The 21,191-nt window shown below is 70.6% G+C and carries 19 protein-coding genes; 5 read left to right on the top strand and 14 right to left on the bottom strand.

What is annotated here, in order from left to right; translation table 11 throughout:
- Positions 1 to 11 precede the first annotated feature (11 nt).
- Together KW843_RS20710 and KW843_RS20705 are read right to left on the bottom strand one after the other, a co-directional pair.
- Positions 12 to 950, bottom strand: a complete 939-nt coding sequence (locus tag KW843_RS20710; RefSeq protein WP_218297047.1) for an ABC transporter permease — start codon at positions 948 to 950, stop codon at positions 12 to 14.
- A 164-nt stretch (positions 951 to 1,114) separates the two neighbouring features.
- Positions 1,115 to 2,824, bottom strand: a complete 1,710-nt coding sequence (locus KW843_RS20705) for a TIGR04028 family ABC transporter substrate-binding protein (RefSeq protein WP_255594846.1) — start codon at positions 2,822 to 2,824, stop codon at positions 1,115 to 1,117.
- Between the two features lie 300 nt (positions 2,825 to 3,124).
- Here KW843_RS20705 and KW843_RS20700 point away from each other — a divergent pair, with 300 nt between their 5' ends.
- On the top strand, positions 3,125 to 3,724 hold the full coding sequence (locus KW843_RS20700) for an OsmC family protein (RefSeq protein ID WP_218297045.1): 600 nt from the start codon (positions 3,125 to 3,127) through the stop codon (positions 3,722 to 3,724).
- A 34-nt stretch (positions 3,725 to 3,758) separates the two neighbouring features.
- Positions 3,759 to 4,565, top strand: coding sequence for a VOC family protein (locus KW843_RS20695; protein ID WP_218297044.1), 807 nt, complete (start codon positions 3,759 to 3,761; stop codon positions 4,563 to 4,565).
- A gap of 33 nt (positions 4,566 to 4,598) precedes the next feature.
- On the opposite strand, the gene ubiD is transcribed toward KW843_RS20695, so the two are convergent.
- From ubiD to KW843_RS20660, 7 genes are all read right to left on the bottom strand, one after another.
- Entirely contained in the window at positions 4,599 to 6,086 is a 1,488-nt protein-coding gene (gene ubiD, locus KW843_RS20690; RefSeq protein WP_218297043.1) for a 4-hydroxy-3-polyprenylbenzoate decarboxylase, read from the bottom strand.
- Between the two features lie 54 nt (positions 6,087 to 6,140).
- The gene (locus KW843_RS20685; protein WP_218297042.1) at positions 6,141 to 6,737 is read right to left on the bottom strand and encodes a UbiX family flavin prenyltransferase; all 597 of its coding nucleotides are present in this window, start codon (positions 6,735 to 6,737) and stop codon (positions 6,141 to 6,143) included.
- A complete protein-coding gene (locus KW843_RS20680; protein WP_218297041.1) occupies positions 6,730 to 7,140 on the bottom strand; it encodes a putative zinc-binding protein in 411 nt (136 codons plus the stop codon). The genes KW843_RS20685 and KW843_RS20680 overlap by 8 nt, the downstream gene beginning before the upstream one ends.
- Positions 7,141 to 7,143: 3 nt before the next feature.
- Positions 7,144 to 7,671 carry an SCP2 domain-containing protein gene (locus KW843_RS20675; RefSeq protein WP_218297040.1) on the bottom strand — a complete coding sequence of 176 codons (528 nt, stop codon included), beginning with the start codon at positions 7,669 to 7,671 and terminating at the stop codon, positions 7,144 to 7,146.
- Positions 7,672 to 7,689: 18 nt separating this feature from the next.
- Complete coding sequence (locus tag KW843_RS20670; protein WP_218297039.1) at positions 7,690 to 8,310, bottom strand: hemolysin III family protein; 621 nt, start codon at positions 8,308 to 8,310, stop codon at positions 7,690 to 7,692.
- Positions 8,311 to 8,328: 18 nt separating this feature from the next.
- Complete coding sequence (locus tag KW843_RS20665; protein ID WP_218297038.1) at positions 8,329 to 9,258, bottom strand: U32 family peptidase; 930 nt, start codon at positions 9,256 to 9,258, stop codon at positions 8,329 to 8,331.
- Positions 9,259 to 9,451: 193 nt separating this feature from the next.
- Positions 9,452 to 10,486, bottom strand: a complete 1,035-nt coding sequence (locus tag KW843_RS20660) for a peptidase U32 family protein (protein WP_218297037.1) — start codon at positions 10,484 to 10,486, stop codon at positions 9,452 to 9,454.
- Between the two features lie 196 nt (positions 10,487 to 10,682).
- Between KW843_RS20660 and KW843_RS20655 the strand changes: the two genes are divergently transcribed.
- Positions 10,683 to 11,858, top strand: a complete 1,176-nt coding sequence (locus tag KW843_RS20655; RefSeq protein ID WP_218297036.1) for an MFS transporter — start codon at positions 10,683 to 10,685, stop codon at positions 11,856 to 11,858.
- Here the strand turns inward: KW843_RS20655 and KW843_RS20650 are convergent.
- Positions 11,855 to 12,778 carry a LysR family transcriptional regulator gene (locus tag KW843_RS20650; RefSeq protein ID WP_218297035.1) on the bottom strand — a complete coding sequence of 308 codons (924 nt, stop codon included), beginning with the start codon at positions 12,776 to 12,778 and terminating at the stop codon, positions 11,855 to 11,857. The two genes, KW843_RS20655 and KW843_RS20650, sit on opposite strands and share 4 nt — an antisense overlap.
- A gap of 168 nt (positions 12,779 to 12,946) precedes the next feature.
- Between KW843_RS20650 and KW843_RS20645 the strand changes: the two genes are divergently transcribed.
- Both KW843_RS20645 and KW843_RS20640 read left to right on the top strand, forming a co-directional pair.
- The gene (locus tag KW843_RS20645) at positions 12,947 to 14,305 is read left to right on the top strand and encodes a M20/M25/M40 family metallo-hydrolase (RefSeq protein ID WP_218297034.1); all 1,359 of its coding nucleotides are present in this window, start codon (positions 12,947 to 12,949) and stop codon (positions 14,303 to 14,305) included.
- Positions 14,306 to 14,529: 224 nt separating this feature from the next.
- Positions 14,530 to 15,015 carry a YidB family protein gene (locus KW843_RS20640; protein ID WP_218297033.1) on the top strand — a complete coding sequence of 162 codons (486 nt, stop codon included), beginning with the start codon at positions 14,530 to 14,532 and terminating at the stop codon, positions 15,013 to 15,015.
- Positions 15,016 to 15,080: 65 nt separating this feature from the next.
- On the opposite strand, the gene KW843_RS20635 is transcribed toward KW843_RS20640, so the two are convergent.
- The 4 genes from KW843_RS20635 to KW843_RS20620 form a co-directional block, all read right to left on the bottom strand.
- Positions 15,081 to 15,962, bottom strand: a complete 882-nt coding sequence (locus KW843_RS20635; RefSeq protein WP_218297032.1) for an alpha/beta hydrolase — start codon at positions 15,960 to 15,962, stop codon at positions 15,081 to 15,083.
- Between the two features lie 153 nt (positions 15,963 to 16,115).
- Positions 16,116 to 17,603, bottom strand: a complete 1,488-nt coding sequence (locus KW843_RS20630; protein ID WP_218297031.1) for a M20 family metallopeptidase — start codon at positions 17,601 to 17,603, stop codon at positions 16,116 to 16,118.
- 174 nt (positions 17,604 to 17,777) lie between these two features.
- The gene (locus tag KW843_RS20625; protein ID WP_218297205.1) at positions 17,778 to 19,022 is read right to left on the bottom strand and encodes a diguanylate cyclase; all 1,245 of its coding nucleotides are present in this window, start codon (positions 19,020 to 19,022) and stop codon (positions 17,778 to 17,780) included.
- A gap of 118 nt (positions 19,023 to 19,140) precedes the next feature.
- Positions 19,141 to 21,159 carry a methyl-accepting chemotaxis protein gene (locus tag KW843_RS20620; RefSeq protein WP_218297030.1) on the bottom strand — a complete coding sequence of 673 codons (2,019 nt, stop codon included), beginning with the start codon at positions 21,157 to 21,159 and terminating at the stop codon, positions 19,141 to 19,143.
- Positions 21,160 to 21,191: the final 32 nt, after the last annotated feature.

Raw genomic sequence — 21,191 nt, 5'->3', positions numbered from 1 at the left:
GCGGGATCTCCTCAGGTGCCCAGGCGCGAACGCAGGCGGGGGTCGAACACGGGGTAGAGCAGGTCCACCACCAGGTTGATGAACACGAAGGCCGTGGCCGAGACCACCACCACCGCCTGCAGCACGGCGGTGTCCTGATTTCCCACCGCCTGCTGCGTGAGGCTGCCCAGACCGTTGAGGCCGAACACCGCCTCGGTCACCACGGCGCCCGCCAGCAGTTCGCCGAACAGCACGCCCGCGATGGTCAGCGTGGGCAGCACGGCGTTGCGCGCAACGTGCTTCCACAGCACCCACTGGCGCGTCGCGCCCTTGGCCCGCGCCACGGCCACGAAGGGCTGCGTGAGCACCTCGTCGATGTTGCGGATCAAGATCTGCGCCAGCGGCGCGGCAATGGGAATGGCGAGCGTGAGCGTGGGCAGCACCAGGCCCTGCCACTTGCCCGGGTTGATCACCGGAATCCACCCCAGGCGGAACGACACCACCTGGATCAGCATGATCCCCAGCCAGAACACCGGCACCGAGATGAACAGCGAAGGCAGCGACTGCAGCGCCGAACGCAGCCAGCCCCAGCGCGTGAGCTGCGAGGCAAAGGCCAGCACCACCGCCAGCAGCAGCGCCGCCGCAAAACCCAGCCCCGCCAGTCGCAGCGTGGGCGGCAGGTTGGTGGCCAGCCCCTGACTCACCGCCACCCCCGCCTGCACCGAGTACCCGAAGTTGCCGCTGAGAAAGCCCAGCAGCGTGTGTTGGTACTGCTGCCACACCGACGTGTCGGCGCCGTAGGCCGCACGGATGTCCGCGATCTCCTGCGGGCCCAGGCCGAACTCGGGGTTTAGGAACTTGATCAAAATCGCATCGCCCGGCAGCAGCTGCAGCAGCACGAACGACGCGGTGAACGCCGCCCACAGCACCAGCAGGGCCTGGCCCGTGCGATGGGCAAGGTACTTGAACATGGAAGTCACTCCTTCAGCAAAAGCAACAGCAGCAGCCAGTAGCCAGTAGCCGCACAGCGTTAGAAACTGGCGCGTCCCAAGCCAGTGCCACCGTGGAGCCGGCTTCGCCGGTCCACCGGTGGCGTCCCCCCCCAGGGGGAAGGCGCGCAGCGACTCAGGGGGAGTCAATGTCTTGCGGCGATCCACGTGCCGTAAAAGCTGGGTCGGCCGACGGCCTCGAAGCCCACGCCCTTCACCGACGGCGATCCTGCAAACGCCTGCGGCTCTTCGAACACCGGGATCACGTACGCCTGATCGATCAGGTAGTTCTGCACATCGGCCGTGAGCGCCAGGCGCTTGGCCGCGTCGGTCTCGGCAGCTATGGCGTCGAGCAGGCCGTTGAGCTGGGTGTCCTCGAACGCCTTGACCTTGCTGCTCACTCCGCCCTTTTGCAGCAGCACGTTGCGGTTGGTCGGGTAGTAGTTGCTCTTGATCACGTCGGGGTCGGCGCGGCCCACCATTCCGGGGGACACAGGGGTCTTCTCGGGGTCGAGGTTGTCCACCACGCGGCTGCCCGAGTCGCCCGCCAGCACGTTGAGCTTGACGCCCACCTTGGCCCACTGCTGCGCCACGAGCTGCAGGGTTTCCTTGTTCTGCGGCTGCGGCGGCGACTCGTACGCAGCCAGCACCAGCTCCTTGCCATCCTTCTCGCGCAGGCCGTTCGCATTGAGCTTCCAGCCGGCGTCGTCCAGCAGCTGTTTGGCCTTGGCCTCGTCGTAGCCCAGCTTGGCCGACAGGTTCACGTAGCCCAAGGCCGTGGACGCGATGACCGAGGTGGCCTGCGGGTAGTTGGCCGAGAACAGGGTCTGCACGATCTCCTTGGTGTTGGTGGCGTGCAGCAGCGCCTGGCGCACCTTCACATCGGCCACCAGCGTGTTGTCGGGGCGAAAGACCACGCTGTTGTTCACGCCGCGCGTGGAGGGCGCGTAGATGGCGAACTTCTGGTCCAACACGCGCTTTTCGTCATAGGCCTGCACCTGGCGGATGAAGCCCGCCTGGCCCGACAGCAGCGCGCCGATGCGCACGCTGTCTTCGGGCGTGACGACGAGCTTGATCTCGTCGAGCCGCGCCCGGCCCTGGTGGGCGTGCTGGGCCGGGCCCCAGGCGTAGTCCTTGCGGGCGGTGAGCGTGAGCTCCTTGCCCAGCGTCTCGGCCGTCACCACGAAGGGGCCCGAGCCGATGATCTTGGTCGCGTCGCCCAGCTCTTCGAAAGGCCGCGCCAGCGTGGCCAGCGACACCAGGCCCGAGCCGATGACGGACGTGCCCTGCAGAAAGCCCGGCGAGGGCTTCTTGAAGTAGAACTTGACGGTGAGCGGGTCCACGACCTCGCTCTTGTCGTAGTTGTTGATGACCTCGGACACCGGCAGCTTGAGCTCTTTGTTACCCAGGCCGTAGGTGTCGTAGTTCCTGGCCACGGCGGCGGCATCGAGCGGTGTGCCGTCCGAGAAGGTCACGCCTTTTTTCAGCTTGAAGGTGTACTCGGTGGCCGTGTCGTTCACGGTCCAGGACTCGGCGATCCAGGGCTGGATCTGCAGCGTCTTCGGGTCCTGGTAGGTGAGCTTGTCGGTGATCTGGTTGAGGATGCCGCCGTTCGGGTAGAAGCCCCCCGCCGGCGGGTACAGGTTGGTGTGCGCCTGCTGCTCCAGGTACACCAGCGTGCCGCCCTGCACGGGCTGGTCTGCGGCTGCACTGGTGGAGGCGGCTGGCTCGCTGGCCTGCTTGGAGCAGCCCGCCACCAGCACGCCCAGGGCCACGGCCGATACGCCCACTGCCCACCATCCCGCTGATTTTTTCTTTGCAAGAAACACGTTTTGACCTCGTCGCCGCACAGGCATTGAAATGACACATCCGGCCCCCTTCGTCGCAGGCATCGGCACGGTGTGCACACTGCGGCGGAGCCAGTTCATGTGTATTCATGCTATCGGTGCGCAGGCCCGGGCATGCATGTATTAAGTAGCATCGATATGCGGAAAACGATGCAGCAAACCGCCCGCCGCGCTTATCTGGAACCTGCATATGCGAGCACGGTTTTCTTTGTTGGCTTCACGGGTGCGGCTTCCAACAATCTCCCCACGACGCTGCTTGTTCCGTGCCCGATGTCCGAGGCCGCAAGCGGTTGGAAAGAACACCGCCACATGTCCCACTCCCCCGCCCCCCTCAACGACTACCTGGCCGAGAAGCGCGCCGCCGTGCTCGCGCGCGACGCGGCCATCGAGCGCGGCACGGCGCAGCCCGCGGCCCTGAAAGCCCGCGTGAGCGCCGAAGGCCGCAGCGGCGTGCGCCGCATCCGCATCCGCGACCACCAGGTGATCAGCGACAGCCCGCCCGATTTCGCGGGCTACAACCTGGGCCCCAGTTCGCCCGAGCTGCAGCTCGGTGTGCTGGGCAGCTGCGTGACGCACATCTTCCTGATCCAGGCCGCCTCGCGCCAGGTGCCGCTGACCAGCCTGGAGGTGGAAGTGAGCGGCGTGATCGACCCGCGCGGCGGCAAGCCCGGGCACGAACAGACGCCCATCTGGCCGCACGACATCGCCTACACGGTGCACATCGACTCGCCCGCGAGCCGGGCCGACATCGACGCACTGTTCGAGGCGGTGGAACGCACCTGCCCCATCCTGAACCTGCTGCGCAACCCGCAGCAGGTGCGCGCCAGCGTGGCGCTGACCAACTCCGGCGCCGCCGCGCCGCTGCCTGCCGCACAGCCCTCCGCAGCCGCCGAAGCCGTGCCCGCCTGACCCGCCGATTGACCACGCAAGGAGCCCAGCCACCATGGCATTGACACTCGACCACATCGTGATCGCGGTGAAGGATCTGGACCAGACCATCGCCGACTACCGCGCCCTCGGATTCAACGTGCTGCAAGGCGGCGACCACCCCGGCCGGCCCACCTACAACGCGCTGGTCGTCTTCTCGGACGGCGCTTACTTCGAGCTGATCGCCTGGCGCTCGCCATCGCCCGGCGAGCGCTGGTGGGAGCTCTTGAACGCGCACGGCGACGGCATCGTGGACTTCGCGCTGCTGCCGCCCGACACCGCCACCACGGTGGCCGTCGCCAAGGACCGGGGCCTGGCCTACAGCGGCCCGCACGACGGCGGCCGCGTGCGGCCCGATGGCGAGCGCCTGCGGTGGCAGACGGCGCGCCCCCCGTCGCACGACCTGCCCTTCCTGTGCGGCGACCAGACCCCGCGCGCGCTGCGCGTGCCCGAAGGCAACGCCCGCGTGCACCCCAACGGCGCCCGCGGCGTGGCCAGCCTGGCCCTGGCCGTGAAGGACCTGGATGCGAGCCTGGCCCACTACCGCGCCCTGCTGGGCGAGGCCCAGGCCGCCAACGTGAGCGCGCCTTTCCTGCAGCCCGGCACGGGCGCGCGGGTGGGCACGGTCACCCTCGGACGCAGCACCCTGGTGCTGACGCAGGCAGGGCCGCTGCCGGGCACGGCAGGCCATGCGGCCAGCACACAGCTGGGCACGCGGGGCGAAGGCCCATACGCACTGGTACTGGCCACCGACGGTGCCACGCCGGCGCCTCCCCCGGCAGACCGCACTCATGGCGCGGCCATCGAATTCGCGGCGGCGTAAGAGTCCTCCCGAGTGGCTGCGCGGCTGGCGGTCCTAGAGCCCCAGCGCCGCGAACAACTGCTCCGCACGGGCCGTGGCCGCGTCGGCCATGCGCATGGGCCGACCCCACTCGCGCTGGGTTTCGCCGGGCCATTTGTTCGTGGCGTCCATCCCCATCTTGCTGCCCAGGCCGCTCACGGGGGAGGCGAAGTCCAGGTAGTCGATGGGCGTGTGTTCCACCAGCAGCGTGTCGCGCGCCGGGTCCATGCGGGTGGTGATGGCCCAGACCACATCTTTCCATTCGCGCACGTCCACATCGTCGTCCACCACCACGATGAATTTGGTGTACATGAACTGGCGCAGGTGGCTCCACACGCCCATCATCACGCGCCGCGCGTGGCCCGCGTAGGCCTTGCGGATGCTCACCACGGCCATGCGGTAGCTGCAGCCCTCGGGCGGCAGGTAGAAGTCCACGATCTCGGGGAACTGCTTTTGCAGGAGCGGGATGAACAGCTCGTTCATCGCCAGGCCCAGCACGGCGGGCTCGTCGGGCGGCTTGCCGGTGTAGGTGCTGTGGTAGATCGCGTCCTTGCGCATCGTGATGCGGTCCACGGTGAGCACGGGGAACTCGGCGCATTCGTTGTAGTAGCCGGTGTGGTCGCCGTAGGGCCCCTCCAGCGCATGCTGCCAGCCGCTCGTGTGGCTCGCGTCCGGCGCTATGTGGCCTTCGAGCACGATCTCGGCGGTGGCGGGCACCGAGAGCGGCACGCCCAGCGCGGGCGTGACCTCGGTGCGTGCGCCGCGCAGCAGGCCGGCGAACTGGTATTCGCTCAAGGAGTCGGGCACGGGCGTGACCGCGCCGAGCAGCGTGGCCGGGTCCGCGCCCAGCGCCACGGCCACGGGGTAGGGCTGGCCGGGGTACGCGGCGCAGTGGTCGGCGAAGTCGAGCGCGCCGCCCCGGTGGGCGAGCCAGCGCACGATGACCTGGTTGCGCGAGAGCACCTGCTGGCGGTAGATGCCCAGGTTCTGCCGCGCCTTGCGCGGCCCGCGCGTGATGGTCAGGCCCCAGGTGATGAGCGGGGCCACGTCGCCCGGCCAGCAGTGCTGCACGGGCAGGCGGGCCAGGTCCACGTCCGGCCCTTCCCACACCACCTGCTGGCAGGGCGCGCCCCGGGCCACGGTGTGCGGCGCCATGTGCCACAGCGTCTTGAGGAAGGGGCCCATGGCCAGCATGTCCTTGACGCTGCGGGGTGCCTCGGGCTCCTTGAGGGTGGCCAGCAGTTCGCCCAGGGCGCGCACGCCGTGCAGGTCGGCCACGCCCATGGCGCGGGCCACGCGGCCGGGCGTGCCGAACAGGTTGGTGAGCACGGGCAGCGCGTGGCCCGTGGGCTGCGTGAACAGCAGCGCGGGGCCGCCCGCGCGCAGCACGCGGTCGCTCAGCGCCGTCATCTCCAGGCGCGGCGACACGGGCTCGCGCACGCGGCGCAGGTCGCCCGTGGCTTCGAGCTGGGCCATGAAGTCGCGCAGGTCGCGGTAGGCCATATCAGTACCAGATTTTGATTTTGAATTTGAATGAAATCAGCCAGTAGCTATCAATTAATGAGCATCCAGTTCCAGCCCCGACCAGCGCGGCGCCAGGTCGTGGGGCACGTCGATGAGGTCGAGCGCGCGCGCCACGCTGTAGTCCACCACCTCGCCCACGGTCTGCGGGCGCAGGTAGAAGGCCGGCAGCGGCGGGCAGACGATGCCGCCCATCTCGGTCACGGCGACCATGTTGCGCAGGTGCGTGAGGTGCAGCGGCGATTCGCGCACCATCAGCACCAGGCGGCGGCGTTCCTTGAGCGCCACGTCGGCCGCGCGCGTGAGCAGGTTGTCGGCCAGCCCATGCGCGATGGCGGCCAGCGTGCGCATGGAACAGGGTGCGACCACCATCGCATGGCACTGGAACGAGCCACTGGCAATGGCCGCGCCCACGTTGTGCACGTCGTGCACGCGGTGCGCCAGGGCCTCGACGGCGGGGCGGTCCAGGTCCAGCTCGTGCTGCAGGTTGCGCCAGCCCGCGTCGGAGACGACCAGGTGCGTCTCGATGCCGCCCTGGCCCTGCAGCACCTGCAGGAGGCGCGCGCCGTACACGGCGCCGCTGGCGCCCGAGATGGCGACGATGATGCGGCGGGTGGGCACGGGCTCAGCCATGGGGCTCGCCCTCGGCCGCCCGGGCGCGCAGGGGTTGCGCCTGCTGGTCGGCCTCGACCTGCTCCAGCACGAGCGCCGCCTGCACGGGGTCGAAGTCTTCGTGCGCGCGCTTCTTCACGCCGTAGTGCTGCAGCTGGTAGTGCCGGTCGGCGGTGATGCCGTGGCGCGCGAGCGTGCTTTTCACGCAGACCAGCGGGCAGCCGTCGAGCGCGATGATGGGCCGGCCCGAGCGCACGGTTTTCAGCAGGTGCGGCACATCGCCGCCCACGCCGGCGATGCACGACATCTCGGCGACGCCGTGCCGGTCCAGACGCAGCGCCACGTGGTTGGCCAGCTGCGCGGCGCTGGAGCAGCCCGAGCAGGAGTAGACGAGGGGATGATTCAGGGCCTGGTGGGGGGTCATCGCTCACCCTCCGTGGCGTGGCGCAGGGCCCCGGCGGCGCCGCAGGTGGTCCAGCACCTGGCGCGGTGCCAGCTTCTGCGCCCACTGGCGCGGGTCCAGCACCGGCAGCTCGATGGCGTCGAGCGCGTTCTTCACCACCAGGCCCAGTTCGGTGTCGCCCTCCATCGACAGGCGGCGGCTGAAGAACAGCGTGTCGGGGTCCTGCTGGCGCTGGGCGAGCAGCAGGAAGTCGTGGGCCGTGGCGCTGAGCGTCAGGTCCGCCACGGCGGGCGCCGCGAGCGGGGCATGGGGCGCGAAACGCTGACCGGTCCAGGCAAAGTCGAACGCCAGGCGCGCATCGCGCACCTGCACCCGCATCTTCTTGTCGAACAGCAGGCGGCCCACGTCGGGGGGCAGGTGCCGGGCCAACGCGAGGTTGAGCGCCGTCACCAACAGCACCGAGCCCGGGTAGGCGGGCAGGCGCGACAGCACGGCCCCCACGGGAGGGGGAACCACCCGCGGGTTCGAAGGCGAAGAGGAGAAAGCAGCCATAGGGTAGGAATCGGGCGCTCAGGCCACGTAGAAGAACACGGTGAAGAAATGGCAGGCACTGCCGCCCAGCACGAACAGGTGCCACAGCCCGTGGCCATGGCGCACGCGGTGGTCCAGCGCGTAAAAGACGATGCCCAGCGTGTAGCAGGCCCCGCCCGCCAGCAGCCAGCCAAAGCCCCCGGGCGTGAGCGCCCGCCACAGCGGCACCACGGCCACCAGCGCCAGCCAGCCCATGAGCACGTAGATGGCCAGCGACAGCGCCCGCGCGCCGCGCGCCCACCAGATCTCCTGCGCGATGCCCAGCAGCGCCAGGCCCCACACCACGCCCAGCAGCGACCAGCCCCAGGGGCCGCGCAGCGACACGAGCGCGAACGGGGTGTAGCTGCCGGCGATCAGCAGGTAGATGCTGCAGTGGTCGAGCTTTTGCAGCACGGCCTTGATGGCGCGCCGGCGCACGCTGTGGTACGCGGTGGACGCGGCGTACAGCGCCACCAGCATGGCGCCGTAGATGCTGAAGGCGACCACCTTCCACGGGTCGCCCAGGCGCGCCGCGAGCGTGATGAGCACGGCCGCGCCCGCCGTGGCGAGCACGGCCCCGGCCAGGTGGCTGATGCTGTTGAAGCGTTCTCCGGCGTACATGCGATGGGGGCCCGCGGGTCAGGACTGCGCCACGGCGGTCCGCACGCGCCCCTGCTCCAGGCCCGGGCGGCCGAACCAGTAGCCGTCGCAGGGGAGGTCGGGCATCAGCGGCTGCATGCGCTCCACCAGGTCGCAGGCCGCCTCGGGGGGGCGCGCGTGGCGGGCTTCGTCAAACGCGGCCACCACCTGCGGCATGTGCTGCGCCTGCGGGCTCAGGCGCAGCACGTCCACGCCGCAGGCGCGCAGGCCCGCCAGTTCGTTGGCCAGGTTGTAGACGCGGGCCGATTGCGTCTGCGTGCCGTTGAGCACGAGAAAGCCCTCGTTCTCGCGCGTGCGCAGCGGCAGCCCGTCGGCATGCTGCAGGCAGCTGAACTGGCAGTCGTCCTTGGGCAGGTTGCGGTGGCGCGCGGTGAAGCAGCGCGCCGAGTACGCCAGCGGCATGCGCCCGTAGGCGAAGACCTCGGTCTCCAGGCCCTGCGGGCGCTGCGCCAGCACGGCCGACAGCGCGTCCCGCGACATCTCCACCGGCATCACCCAGCGGGTGGCGCCGAACTGCGCCATCCACTGCAGCGAGTGCGCGTTGTACAGGTTCAGGTGCGGCCCGGCCACGAAGGCCCGCGGCCCGGTGGGTGGCCGCGAGAGGCAGTGCACGGCGCCCATGTCGTTGGCCTCCACGGTGAACTCGCCGTTGGCCGTGATCTTGTGCAGCAGGCCCACGTCCGCACTGGATTCGATGAGCACCTGGGTGGACAGCACGGCCTCCTTGCCCGCGTCCCGCAGCATGCGCGCCAGCGCCAGCCAGTCGGCCAGGCGCAGCTCATGGCGGCGCGAGCACACTGTCTCGCCCAGGTACACCACGTCGACGGGCGTGGCGGCCATGGCTTCGTAAAACGCGAACACGGTGTCGCGCGGCCAGTAGTACAGCAGGGGGCCGAGAGAGAGTTTCATGGGGCGGGCTTCAGGGGTTTGATCGTGGGATCCAGATGCTGGGAGCGGCGCATGGAGTTCGAATCTGGCGCGGCCCAAGCCAGCGACCGCCGCGCAAGGGCCGCCCCGCCGCGCTGGCGGTGTCCCCCTTCCCGCATCGCGCAAGCGAGGCGAGAGAAGGGGGAAGGCGCGAAGCGCATCAGGGGGTTGTTCTTCATTTCCAGGGACGGTGGTAGGCGCCCAGCGTGTGCTGCTGCCCTTCGGCCACCTGGTCCAGGCTGGCCATCCAGCGCGTCTTGGGCGCGTAGCGGTGGGGGTGGGCCAGGCACTGGTCGATGGCCTCGCGCCAGACCTGCGTGACCTGGGCCACGTAGGCCGGGCTGCGCTGGCGCCCTTCGATCTTGATGGCGCGCACGCCCATCTTCACGAGCTGGGGCAACAGCTCCAGGGTGTTGAGGCTGGTGGGCTCCTCGATGGCGTAGTAGTTCTCGTCGCCGCCCACGTCGAAGCGGCCCTTGCACAGCGTGGGGTAGCCGGCGCTCTCGCCGGGCGCATAGCGGTCGATCAGCACGCCGTTCAGGCGCGACTCGCGGCCCTGCGGCGTTTCCACCCAGCGCACGGCCTTCGGGGGCGAGCACACGCCGTGCGTGTTGGGCGATTCGCCCGTCGCATACGACGACAGCGCGCAGCGCCCCTCGACCATCACGCACAGGCTGCCAAAGCCGAACACCTCGATCTCCACGGGCGTGCGGTCGATGACCTGGCGCACCTGCTCCATCGACAGCACGCGCGGCAGCACCGCGCGCACGACGCCGAACTGCTCGCGGTAGAAGTTGATGGCCTCGTAGTTGGTGGCCGAGCCCTGCACCGACAGGTGCAGGCGCAGCCGGGGGTGGCGCCGCACCGCGTACGACATGAGGCCGGGGTCGGCCAGGATGACCGCGTCCACGCCCAGGTCCACCGCCTTGTCCAGGGCGCTGCGCCACGGCGCGGGGTTGGCGGCCTGCGGGTAGGTGTTGAGCGCCATGAAGACCTTGCAGCCACGCGCATGCGCATGGGCGATGCCGCTGGCGATGGCCGCCTCGTCAAAGTTCAGGCCCGCGAAGTTGCGCGCGTTGGTCGCGTCGCGCAGGCCCAGGTAGACGCAGCTGGCGCCATGGTCCACCGCCGCCTTGAGCGCGGGCAGGCTGCCGGCGGGGCAGACGAGTTCGAGGGCGGGCGCGGCCTCTGCAGGGTTGTGGGGTTCCATGGCTCTGGTTCAAACGCAGGCCCCCGGTGGGAGCCCAAGCACTGGGTGGCACCATACCGAGGCCGCTGCGCGCGCCGGCTGATCTTCATCAACCGGAGTGCACAATGCCAGAGCAATGCAGTCGGACTTTGACGCGGCCCGGCCGCCCATGCCCGCCTCGACCCTTTCCTTCCCCATTCCAACAACACCCTTCGCCGTGAACAAGAACCTGTGGCTGCTGGCCCTGTGCCAGGGCCTTTTCCTGACCAACAACGTGGTTTTCATCGCCATCAACGGCCTGGTAGGCCTGCAGCTCGCCCCCTTTGGCTGGATGGCCACGCTGCCCGTGATGGGCTATGTGGTGGGCGGGGCCCTGTCCACCGCGCTCGTGGCCCGCAGCCAGGCCCGGTGGGGCCGCAAGGTGTCGTTCCAGATCGGGCTGGCCGTGGCGATCGCGTCGTGCGGCCTGTGCGCGTGGGCGGCCTTCAGCGCCAGTTTCTGGCTGCTGTGCGCCGCCACCGTGGTGGCGGGCTACTACAGCGCCAATGGCCAGCTCTACCGCTTTGCCGCCGCCGAGCTGGCCCCCGCGGCCTACCGCGAAAAGGCCGTGTCGCTGGTGCTGGCGGGCGGCCTGCTGGGCGCCGTGGCCGGGCCGAACCTGGCCAGCGCCACGCGCACGCTGTTTCCGGTGCCTTTCGCGGGCGCCTACGTGGTGCTCATGGGCGTGGCCCTGCTGTCCATGCTGTGCATGGCGGCGATCCGCTTCGAGGCGCAGCCCGCGCGGCGCGACGCCGCGGGGCAGCCCGTCGCGGGCCGCCCCCTGTCCGAGCTGATGCGCCAGCCCGCGTTCGTGGTGGCCATCCTGGGCGCCGCGCTGGGCTATGGCGTGATGAACCTGCTGATGGCCGCCACGCCGCTGGCGATGCAGGTGTGCGGCTTCAACTTCGATGCGGCCGCGCTGGTGCTGGAGTGGCACGTGATCGGCATGTTCGCGCCCGGCTTCGTCACCGGCCACCTCATCAAGCGCTTTGGCGTGCTGTCCATCATGGGCGCCGGCGTGCTGCTGAACCTGGCCTGCGTGGCCGTGGCGCTCATGGGCGTGGAGCTGCACCACTTCGGCATCGCGCTGTTCATGCTCGGCGTGGGCTGGAACTTCCTGTTCACGGGGGCCACCACGCTGTCCATGACCGCCTACCGCCCCGAGGAAAAGGACCGCGCCCAGGCCGCCATCAACTTCTGCGTGTTCGCCACGCTGGCGCTAAGCTCGTTCTCGTCCGGCGTGCTGGTCACCACGCAGGGCTGGACGCTGCTCAATGCCGGGTCCCTGGTGCCCATCGTGGTCACGGGCCTGGCGCTCGCCTGGCTCGCGGCCCGGCGGCGGCGCGCCGTCTAGGCCCGCGTGGCTCCGGTGCCGGCACCGCCCGGCACCGCGACCGCGTGGGCGAGCCACCGGGCAAACGCGGCCACGGCGGGGTCTTCCTGCCGCCCCTGCGCCACGAAGAGACTGTAGCCACGCAGGCCGCTGTCATGGTGGGGATGTGCCAGCGCCAGTTCGCCGGACAGCAGCTCGCGCTCCACGAAGTAGTGCGGCACCAGGCCGATGCCCAGGTCCGCGCGCACCGCCTCGACCAGCATGGAAAACAGGTCGAACCGGTGGCCGCCCAGGCTGTGCGCCGGCACGCGCGTGATGCCCGCGCGGGTGAACCACGCATCCCACGCGCCCAGCCGCGAGCTCAGCTGCAGCAGCGGCACCGCGCGGAAGTCGCCGCGCTCCATCGCACGCCGGTGGCGCGAGCCGGGAGCGCACACGGCCACGCACACTTCGCTCATCAGCGGCACGGGCTGCACCCCGGGCCAGGCGGCGTCGTTGTACTGCACGGCCACGTCGAAAGGGATCTCCTGCATGTAGGTGTGCGTGGGGTACACCTGCAGGTGCAGGCTGCAGCCCTTGTGCGTGGCCAGGAAGGCGGGCAGGCGCGGCAGCAGCCAGCGCTCGGCGAACACGGGCACGCAGCCCACCAGCAGCCGCGCGCCGTCGGGCCGCTGGGCCATGGCTTCGAGCGTGTGGTTCTGCAGGCGCAGCAGGTCGCCCACCACCTGCGCGTGGTAGCGGCGGCCCGCCTCGGTGAGCGTGGAGCCGCGCGCGCCGCGCTGCACGAGCTGCAGGCCCAGCTGGCCTTCGAGCAGGCGCAGCTGCTGGCTCACGGCGCTGTGCGTGAGGCACAGCTCTTCGGCGGCCTTGCTCACGCCGTGGTGGCGCGCCACGGCATCGAAAACGAGCAGGGCGCGGGTGCTGGGAATGTGCTGGCGCATGTAAGAAAAACTGTCGGCCCGGCAGATTAAAGCAGAACCGCGCCCCGCCAATCGGTCCAACAATTGCAGGGCGCTTGCGTGCCAGGCGCCGCGCGCACCGGATGCCGCGGCCCGCGTCTGGCCGGGCCCCCCTTCCTTCGCAACTCCGCCCTCTCCATCATCCCGACCATGAAGAACCCTGCCTCCATCTTCCGCTTCACTCCCGGCGCCGTGGCGCTGGCCGCCGCGCTGCTGGGCCCTGCCGCCCACGCGCAAGGCGCCGTCGCCGCCACGCCCACCACGCTGCGCCCGGCCGTGGACCAGGCCTACACGCAGCTCATGGCGGCGCCCCAGATCCTGAAGCTGCTCGACGCGGTGAAGGCCGACCACGACCGCGCGGCGCAAGACCTCCGCATGCTCACCGAGATCGAGGCGCCACCGTTCAAGGAGCAAAGGCGCGCCGAGGCCTTCCTCGCACGCCTGAAGGCCCTGGGCCTGGCCAGCGCCGCCATCGACGCCGAAGGCAACGTGGTCGGCATCCGCAAGGGCACGGGCAGCGGGCCCAAGCTCGTGATCTCGGCCCACCTGGACACCGTCTTCCCCGCCGGCACCGACGTGAAGGTGAAGGAGCGCGACGGCAAGCTCTACGCGCCCGGCATCTCGGACAACACGCGCGGCCTGGCCGTGCTGCTGTCGTGGCTCAAGGTGCTCAACGACCAGCAGATCGCCACGGTGGGCGACCTGGTGTTCGTGGGCAATGTGGGCGAGGAAGAGCTGGGCAACCTGCGCGGCATGAAGCACCTGTTCAAGGAGCACCTGGACATTGACGGCCTGGTGGCGCTGGAGCCCGCGCCCGACGGCACGGTGCTGGTGCTGGGCACGGGCAGCCACCGCCACGAGGTGACCTTCAAGGGCCCGGGCGGCCACAGCTACGCGGCCTTCGGCCAGGTGCCCAGCGCGATCCACGGCATGGGCCGCGCGATCGCCAGGATCGCCGAGATCCGCACGCCCGCCACCCCCAAGACCACCTTCACCGTGGGCACGGTGGGCGGCGGCACCTCGGTGAACACCATCGCGCCCGATGCGCGCATGGCGGTGGACATCCGCTCCGACGAGATGGCCCCGCTGCTGGCCACCGAAAAGCAGGTGCTCTCGGCCATCGATACCGCCGTGGCCGAGGAGAACGCACGCTGGAATGTGAACACGCTCTCCGCCTCCACCAGGCTCATCGGCGACCGCCCCGGCGGCCGCACGGCGGCGGACTCGCTGATCGTGGAAGCCGCCGTGCGCGCCAACACCGCGTTCGGCCGCAAGACGGTGCTGGGTGGCGCGAGCACCGATGCCAACGTGCCCATGTCGCTGGGCATCCCGGCCATCGTGATCGGGGGCGGGGGCAAGACCGGTGGTTTCCATGCGCTGTCGGAGTGGATCGACCTGACCGATGCCTGGCAGGGGGCGCAGACCTCGCTGGTCACGGTGCTGGGCCTGGTGGGGGTGCAGGGCGTGAGCGAACCCCTGCTGGAGAAACGCCCGGCGCGCAGCCAGTGAACGGCGGGCGGCGGGCCCTCCCGCCACGCCCTGGCCGGCGGCCCGGCACCTGCCAGCCTTGCCGGCCCAGCCCGTCGCCCACGCACGGGCGGTAGGGGAATTCACGATTGTTGACACTGGGGCCAGGGCGCGGATGCGTACCATCGCTGGTACCGGGCCCAGGGCCGTGAGCGGCCCCGGGCCGGCGCTCGGCCGTTTTTTACCCCCTTCTGCAGGAGATCACCATGGGTTTGCTCGATTCCGTATTGGGTGCCGTCATCAATAGCGCATCACAGGGCGGCCCCCAGGGCTCCGCCGGCGGCGGCGGTGCCGCAGGCGGGCTGGGTGGCCTGCTGAGCCTGGCCGCGCAGAACCCCCAGCTGGTGCAGGCCGTGATGTCCCTCATCAGCAACGACGGCCCGGTGGGCGGGCTGCCGGGCCTGATGGCCCGGTTCCAGCAGGCCGGGCTGGGCAACGTGATCGCCTCCTGGCTCAGCGCGGGGCCCAACCAGGCCATCTCGGGCGAGCAGCTTTCGGACGTGCTGGGCAGCGGCCCGCTGTCGCAGATCGCCGCGCAGCTGGGCGTGGGCTCCGGCGCGGCGGCAGGCCAGCTGGCCCAGGTGCTGCCGGGCCTGATCGACCAGCTCAGCCCGCGCGGCGAGGCGCCGCAGGGCGGGTTTGGAACGTCCAGCGACCTGTTTGGAATGCTGGGCGGTTTGCTACAAAAATAGTAGCTTTCAGCGCTTGATGGACAAGCGCTACCGGCCATTCTGGCCCGAAACCGCTGCGGCGGCGCTCACCCCGCCGCCGGGCAGCGCCGCTCCAGCCACTGCCGCAGCATGTCGAACACCGGCGCGGCCAGTTCGGGGCTTTCATTGAACAACTCGTGGAACAAGGGCTCGAAGCCGTGCGACTGCACCAGCGCCCGGGGCGCGGCGGCCGCGAAGGCACGGCTGCCGGCGGGATTGACCAGCTTGTCGCTGCCCGCCCACAGGAGCAGCGTGGGCACGCTCCAGTGCGCGGCGCGGGCCACCGTGGCGGGGCCGCCCGTGGCGATGAAGCGCGCCAGGCGCGCGCTGATGCGGTCGTGGCACAGCGGGTCGGCCAGGTAGGCCGCGGGCACGGCCGGGTCGTGGGAGAGGTACTGCGCATCCAGCCCGTTGCCCACGCGCAGGTTCGGTGCGATGCGCGGCAGCGTGGCCAGCAGCAGTTTTTGCACGGCGCCCAGGCCCGCGTCGAGCGCGGGGGATGACAGCACCAGCGCATCCACCGGCCGCAGGTTCAGGGACACAAAACGCGAGGCGACCAGCCCGCCCATGCTGTGGCCCAGCAGCACCAGGGGCTGGCCGGCCGGCATGCGGGCACGGGTGGCGTCCACCATGTCGGCCAGGTCGTCCAGCAGCCGCATGTCCGAGGTGAGGCCGCCGCGCGGGCCGCTCGACTCGCCGTGGCCGTACTGGTCGTAGCCGCGCGCGGCGAATCCCCAGGCATTCAGGCGCCGCGCCAGGGCGTCGTAGCGGCCCACGTGTTCGCCCAGGCCGTGCACCAGCAGCACGGTGCCCCGTGCCGGCACGCCGCGCCCCACCAGGGGCCAGTCCTGCACCGCCAGGTTTTCCCCATCCCCCGCGGTGAAGGTGGTCAAGGTGCTCAGGGTGGACGCAATGGAGTCAGAGGACATGGTGGAACGGGCTCAAGGCAACGCGGCCGGCCGGGCCAGCGCCCTGGCGGCGCGCGTTGCGGTGCGGGGGAAGGGCGGCGGCTGCATCCACACACCGGGGGAGGAGGCAGCGCCAGGGCACATGCGCGGGGGCGGCGATGCGCGCGGTGGGGTTCAGGCCGCCACGGCGGTGGCCTGCTGCGCCGCCATGGCCGCGATCACCTGCGCCACGGCGGCGGTGAGCTTCTTGGCGTAGGGCACGTGCAGGAACTCGTTGGGGCCGTGCGCGTTGCTCTTGGGGCCCAGCACGCCGCAGACCATCATCTGCGCGGTGGGAAAGCCTTCGCTGAGCATGTTCATGAGCGGGATGGTGCCGCCCTGTCCGATATGGCCGCACGGCGCGCCGAAGTGGGCCTGCGAGGCCTCGTTCAGCGCCTGCTCGAACCAGGGCGTGGCGCTGGGCGCGTTCCAGCCCGTGGCGCCGCTCGTGCCCTGGAAGGTGACCTTGGCCTGGTAGGGCGCGTTGTCTTCGAGCAGGGCCTTGAGCTCCTGCACGGCCTGGCCGGCATCCACCAGGGGCGGCAGGCGCAGGCTGAGCTTAAACGCGGTGTAGGGGCGCAGCACGTTGCCGGCGTCCTGCAGCGCCGGGAAGCCCTCGGCGCCGGTGACGCTGAGCGTGGGCTCCCAGGTGCGCTTGAGCAGGGCCTGCACCGGGTCGGTGGTGGTGGGCAGGGCGAAGGTGGTGGCGCCGCCGCAGTCGTAGTGGGCCCAGGGGAAGCGCTTGTACACCTCTTCGCCCAGGATGGCGGCCGTGGCGCGGGCCTGGGCCAGGCGGTCGGGGGGCACCTCGCAGTGGAAGCTCTGGGGCAGCAGGCGGCCGGTGGCACTGTCTTCCAGCCGGTCGAGCACCTGGCGCATGATGCGGAACGACGAGGGCACCAGGCCCGAGGCGTCGCCCGAGTGGATGCCTTCGGTCAGGATCTCGACCTTGAGCGTGCCGGTGGCCATGCCGCGCAGGCTGGTGGTGAGCCACAGCTGGTCGTAGTTGCCCGCGCCCGAATCCAGGCACACCACCAGCGCCACGTTGCCCATGCGGGGCTTCAGGGCATCGATGTAGGGCAGCAGGTCGCGCGAGCCGCTTTCCTCGCAGGTCTCGATCAGGCCCACGATGCGCGGGTGGGGCACGTTCTGGCGCTTCAATTCCTGCACGGCCGCGATGCTGGCATAGACCGCGTAGCCGTCGTCGGCGCCGCCCCGGCCATAGAGCTTGCCGTCCTCGTACTTGGGCGTCCAGGGGCCCAGGTCGCCGCGCCAGCCCGAGAACTCGGGCTGCTTGTCGAGGTGGCCGTACATGAGCACGGTGTCCGTCGCGCCGGGCTGCGTGGATGCGATCTCGAAGAACAGCACGGGGGTGCGGCCTTCCAGGCGCACGACGTCGAGCGTGAGGCCTTCGACTTTCTGCGATTCGACCCACGCGGCGGCGTTGCGCACCACGGTGTCGAGCAGGCCCTGCTCGGCCCAGTCGGGCGAGAACATGGGCGACTTGGCGGGGATGGCGATGTAGTCGGTCAACTGGCGAACAATGTCGTCGTCCCACGCCTGGCTCACCCGCTCGAGCGCGAGTGCAGGTTGCAGGATCTGGTGGGGGACACGGGCATTCATGGGGGCTCTCCTGAAAAAGTCTCTGGGGGACCGAAAACAGCATTCCAACACAACCCCCGGGCGGACGCCACGGTGGGCGCGCAGAGACCTTCACGGCGGGCGCGGACGCCGCACGCGCCCCAGCCCCCGCGCAGCGGGCGCCGCCCCCTGAGGGAGGGCGCGCGGGGAGGCATTTCAATACCTGGAAGCCGGGTGGGTCTCGGGGTTGTCCCGCGCCGCCATCTGGGAGGCGGGGCGCCGCAGGGCCGTGGCCACCTCCACGCGGTTGCGCCCGTTCTCCTTGGCCTGGTAGAGCGCGCGGTCGGCGGCGGCGATCAGCATGTCCCAGCTGTCGCCGGGTTCCAGCCGGCCGCCGAAGACGCCGATGCTCGCGGTGACGGCGATGCCCACGCCCGCATCGGCATCGGCGGCGCCGGCGGGGCGAACGCGGCAGCGCGATTCCTCCACCGCCTTGCACAGCTCGCGCGCCAGCTGCTCGGCCCCCAGCAGGGTGGTGTCGGGCAGCACCACCATGAATTCCTCGCCGCCGTAGCGGCCCACGAGGTCCTGCGCCCGCACGCGCTCCTTCAGCACGCTGACCACGCTGCACAGCACCTGGTCGCCCGCGGGATGGCCGTGGCGGTCATTCACGCGCTTGAAATGGTCGATGTCCACCATCATCAGCGCGATGGACTCGCGCGTGCGCACGGCGCGCGCCACGTCGCGGTCCAGCGCGGCGATCAGCGCGCGGCGGTTGGCCACGCCCGTGAGCGGATCGAGCGCCGCCATGATGCGGTTGTTTTCGTCCGCGCGGTCGCGCGACATGAACACGAAGCCCATGGAGCTGATGAGCACCACCGACACGGTGCCCATGAAGGTCAGGGTCTGCAGGGCGCTGCCCTGCAGGATGCCGGTGGCCGCCTCGCTGGCGCTGAGGGCCAGCAGCGCGCGGCCGCCCAGGACCAGCGCCTCCAGCCCGAGCCCCGCCACCAGCAGCCATTGGCCGCGCCCCACGGTGGCATGGCGGCGCTCCAGCGCCGCGGCCAGGGCCCACACGGCCTGCAGGCCGATGGCCAGGCCCACGAAGCTCACGCGCGCCGGAAAGTTGTCGATGAATGCGATGACGAACCCCGTGACCAGCGCGGACGGCGTGAGCAAGAGCAGCCACCGCACCGGACGGCCCTGGAACTGGTAGATCGCCGCGATCATCCCCACGAAGACGCAGGACAGCAGCAGGTTGCCCACCACCACGGACAGCGCGTCCGGCACCTGCCCGCGCAGCATGATCAGCAGGTGCCCCATGGCATTGACCAGCAGGGCGGCGGCCCACCGCCCCAGGCCGTCGCGCCGGCGCCCCCAGCCCACCACGGCCATGGAGGCCGCCATCATCAGCGAACTGACAATGATCATTGCCAGCATGGTGGGAACATGGGCGGCCATGGCGGGCAGGTGGGGTTGTGCGGACAAGGAAGTTCAGCCCAGCATAAACCATGGAATCGGGCGCGAGAACCGATCAATTGCCAAGCCACCCGCGCCGGCCCCCGCAGGCCCGCGCCCGTCAGCGCAGCCGGGCGGGGGCGGGGGCGGGGGCGGGGGCGGGGGACGCTGCCAAGGCCGGCCGGTCCGCGGGCGCAGGCTCGCCGCCGGGGCCGCGCGAGAGCTTGAAGACCTGCACCGCCCCGGCCAGCCGCTGCGCCTGGTCGCGCAGGCTCTGGGCGGCGGCGGCGGACTGCTCCACCAGCGCGGCGTTCTGCTGGGTCATCTGGTCGAGCTGGTTCACCGCCGTGTTCACCTGGCCGATGCCGTCGGACTGCTCGCCCGAGGCCGCCGTGATCTCGCCAATGATGTCGCCCACGCGTTGGACAGAGCCCACGATCTCGTCCATGGTGCTGCCCGCGTTCTGCACCAGGCGCGCGCCCGACTCCACGCGCTCCACCGAGGCGCCGATGAGCGCCTTGATCTCGCGCGCCGCCTCGGCGCTGCGCCCCGCCAGCGACCGCACCTCGCTGGCCACCACCGCGAAGCCCCGGCCCTGTTCGCCCGCGCGCGCCGCCTCCACCGCCGCGTTGAGCGCGAGGATGTTGGTCTGGAAGGCGATGGAGTCGATCACGCTGATGATGTCGGCGATCTTGCGCGAGCTCTGGTTGATGTCGCCCATGGTGGTGACGACCTCGCCCACCACCTGGCCGCCGCGCGCGGCCACGGCGGCGGCGGTGCTGGCCAGCTGGTTGGCCTGGCGCGCGGCATCGGCCGACTGGCGCACCGTGGACGTGAGCTGCTCCATGCTCTGTGCCGTCTGGGCCAGGCTGCTGGCCGTGGCCTCGGTGCGGGCCGACAGGTCCTGGTTGCCGCTGGCGATCTCGGCGCTGGCGGTGGTGATGCTGTCCACCGCCGTGCGCACCTGCTGCAGCATCTGCGTGTAGCGCTGGCGCATGCCTTCGACCTCCTGCACCAGCGCGCCGATCTCGTCGCGCCGCGTGGTGCGGAATTCCTCGGTGAGGTCGCCCTGCGCCACCAGCGTGATGGCCTGCGTGAGGTCCTGCAGCGGGCGGCTCACGCCCCGGCGCAGCATGAGGAACAGGCCGATGGCCAGCAGCACCACGGCCAGGGCCATCAGGCCCCACACCGCCAGCGTGACGCGGCGCTGGCTGGCCATGGCTTCGCCGTCGGCCACCTCGGCCACCACCCACCAGCCCCCGCCCGTCTTGCGCACCAGCGCCCAGGGGTCGGTGGCGCCCGCGCCCAGCACGGGCGCGGCCTCGCGCACGAAGCCGTCGCCGGAGGCGGCCAGCGCCTCGAAGAAGGGGCGCGCCTCGGGGTAGGCCTCCAGCACGCGCTTGCCGCGCGCCGTGGGGTGGTACACGAACACGGCCTTGTCGAGCGAGGCGCCGGGGTTGACCACGTAGGTGCCGCCGTGCTCGAAGAATTTTGTCTGCGCCACCTGCTTTTGCAGCATGGCATGGAACACGCTGATGTCGTTGCCTATAAAGAGCAGCGCGATCACCTTGCCCGAGGCGTCCTTGGACGGCAGGTAGTGGCCCATGTAGGGCTTGCCCCCCACCACGGTGACGCCGGTGTAGGGCTCGCCCCTGGCCACCGTGGCGTAGGCCGGGTCGTCGCGGGACAGGGGCGTGCCCTGCTGGCGCTCGCCCTTGTCGTTCTTGACCGACGTGGTCACGCGCATGAAGTCCTCGCCCTTGCGCGCGAACACCGTGGCGATGCCGCCCGTCTCGCTGGCGAACTTGTCGACCGAGCCGTAGTCCTCGTTGACCAGCGCGCCGTAGCTGCGCAGCTCGCCCGTGGCCTCGTCCAGGTGCATCACGCCCTCGAAGTAGCGCTGAAAGCCCCGCATGGTGAGCTGCACCAGTTCGCGGTTGGTGTTGTCGGCCGCGTCCAGCGACTGGGCCACGCTCTGCGCCGTGTCGCCCACGCTGGCCACCACCTGGGCGCGCGTGCTGCGCTCGGTCAGCACGGCGATGGCCAGCCCCACGAACACGAGCACCAGGGCCACCAGCGCAATGGCCGCCAGCGTGACCTGCCGGGCGACGGAACGGTTGTTGGCAAGGGAAGCGGCCATGCGGTATGTCTCCTGGAGATTGAAAGCCCAAA

Source organism: Acidovorax sp. sif1233, from assembly GCF_019218755.1.
Taxonomy (GTDB): Bacteria; Pseudomonadota; Gammaproteobacteria; order Burkholderiales; family Burkholderiaceae_C; genus Acidovorax.
This window is presented reverse-complemented; position numbering and strand designations above follow the sequence as displayed.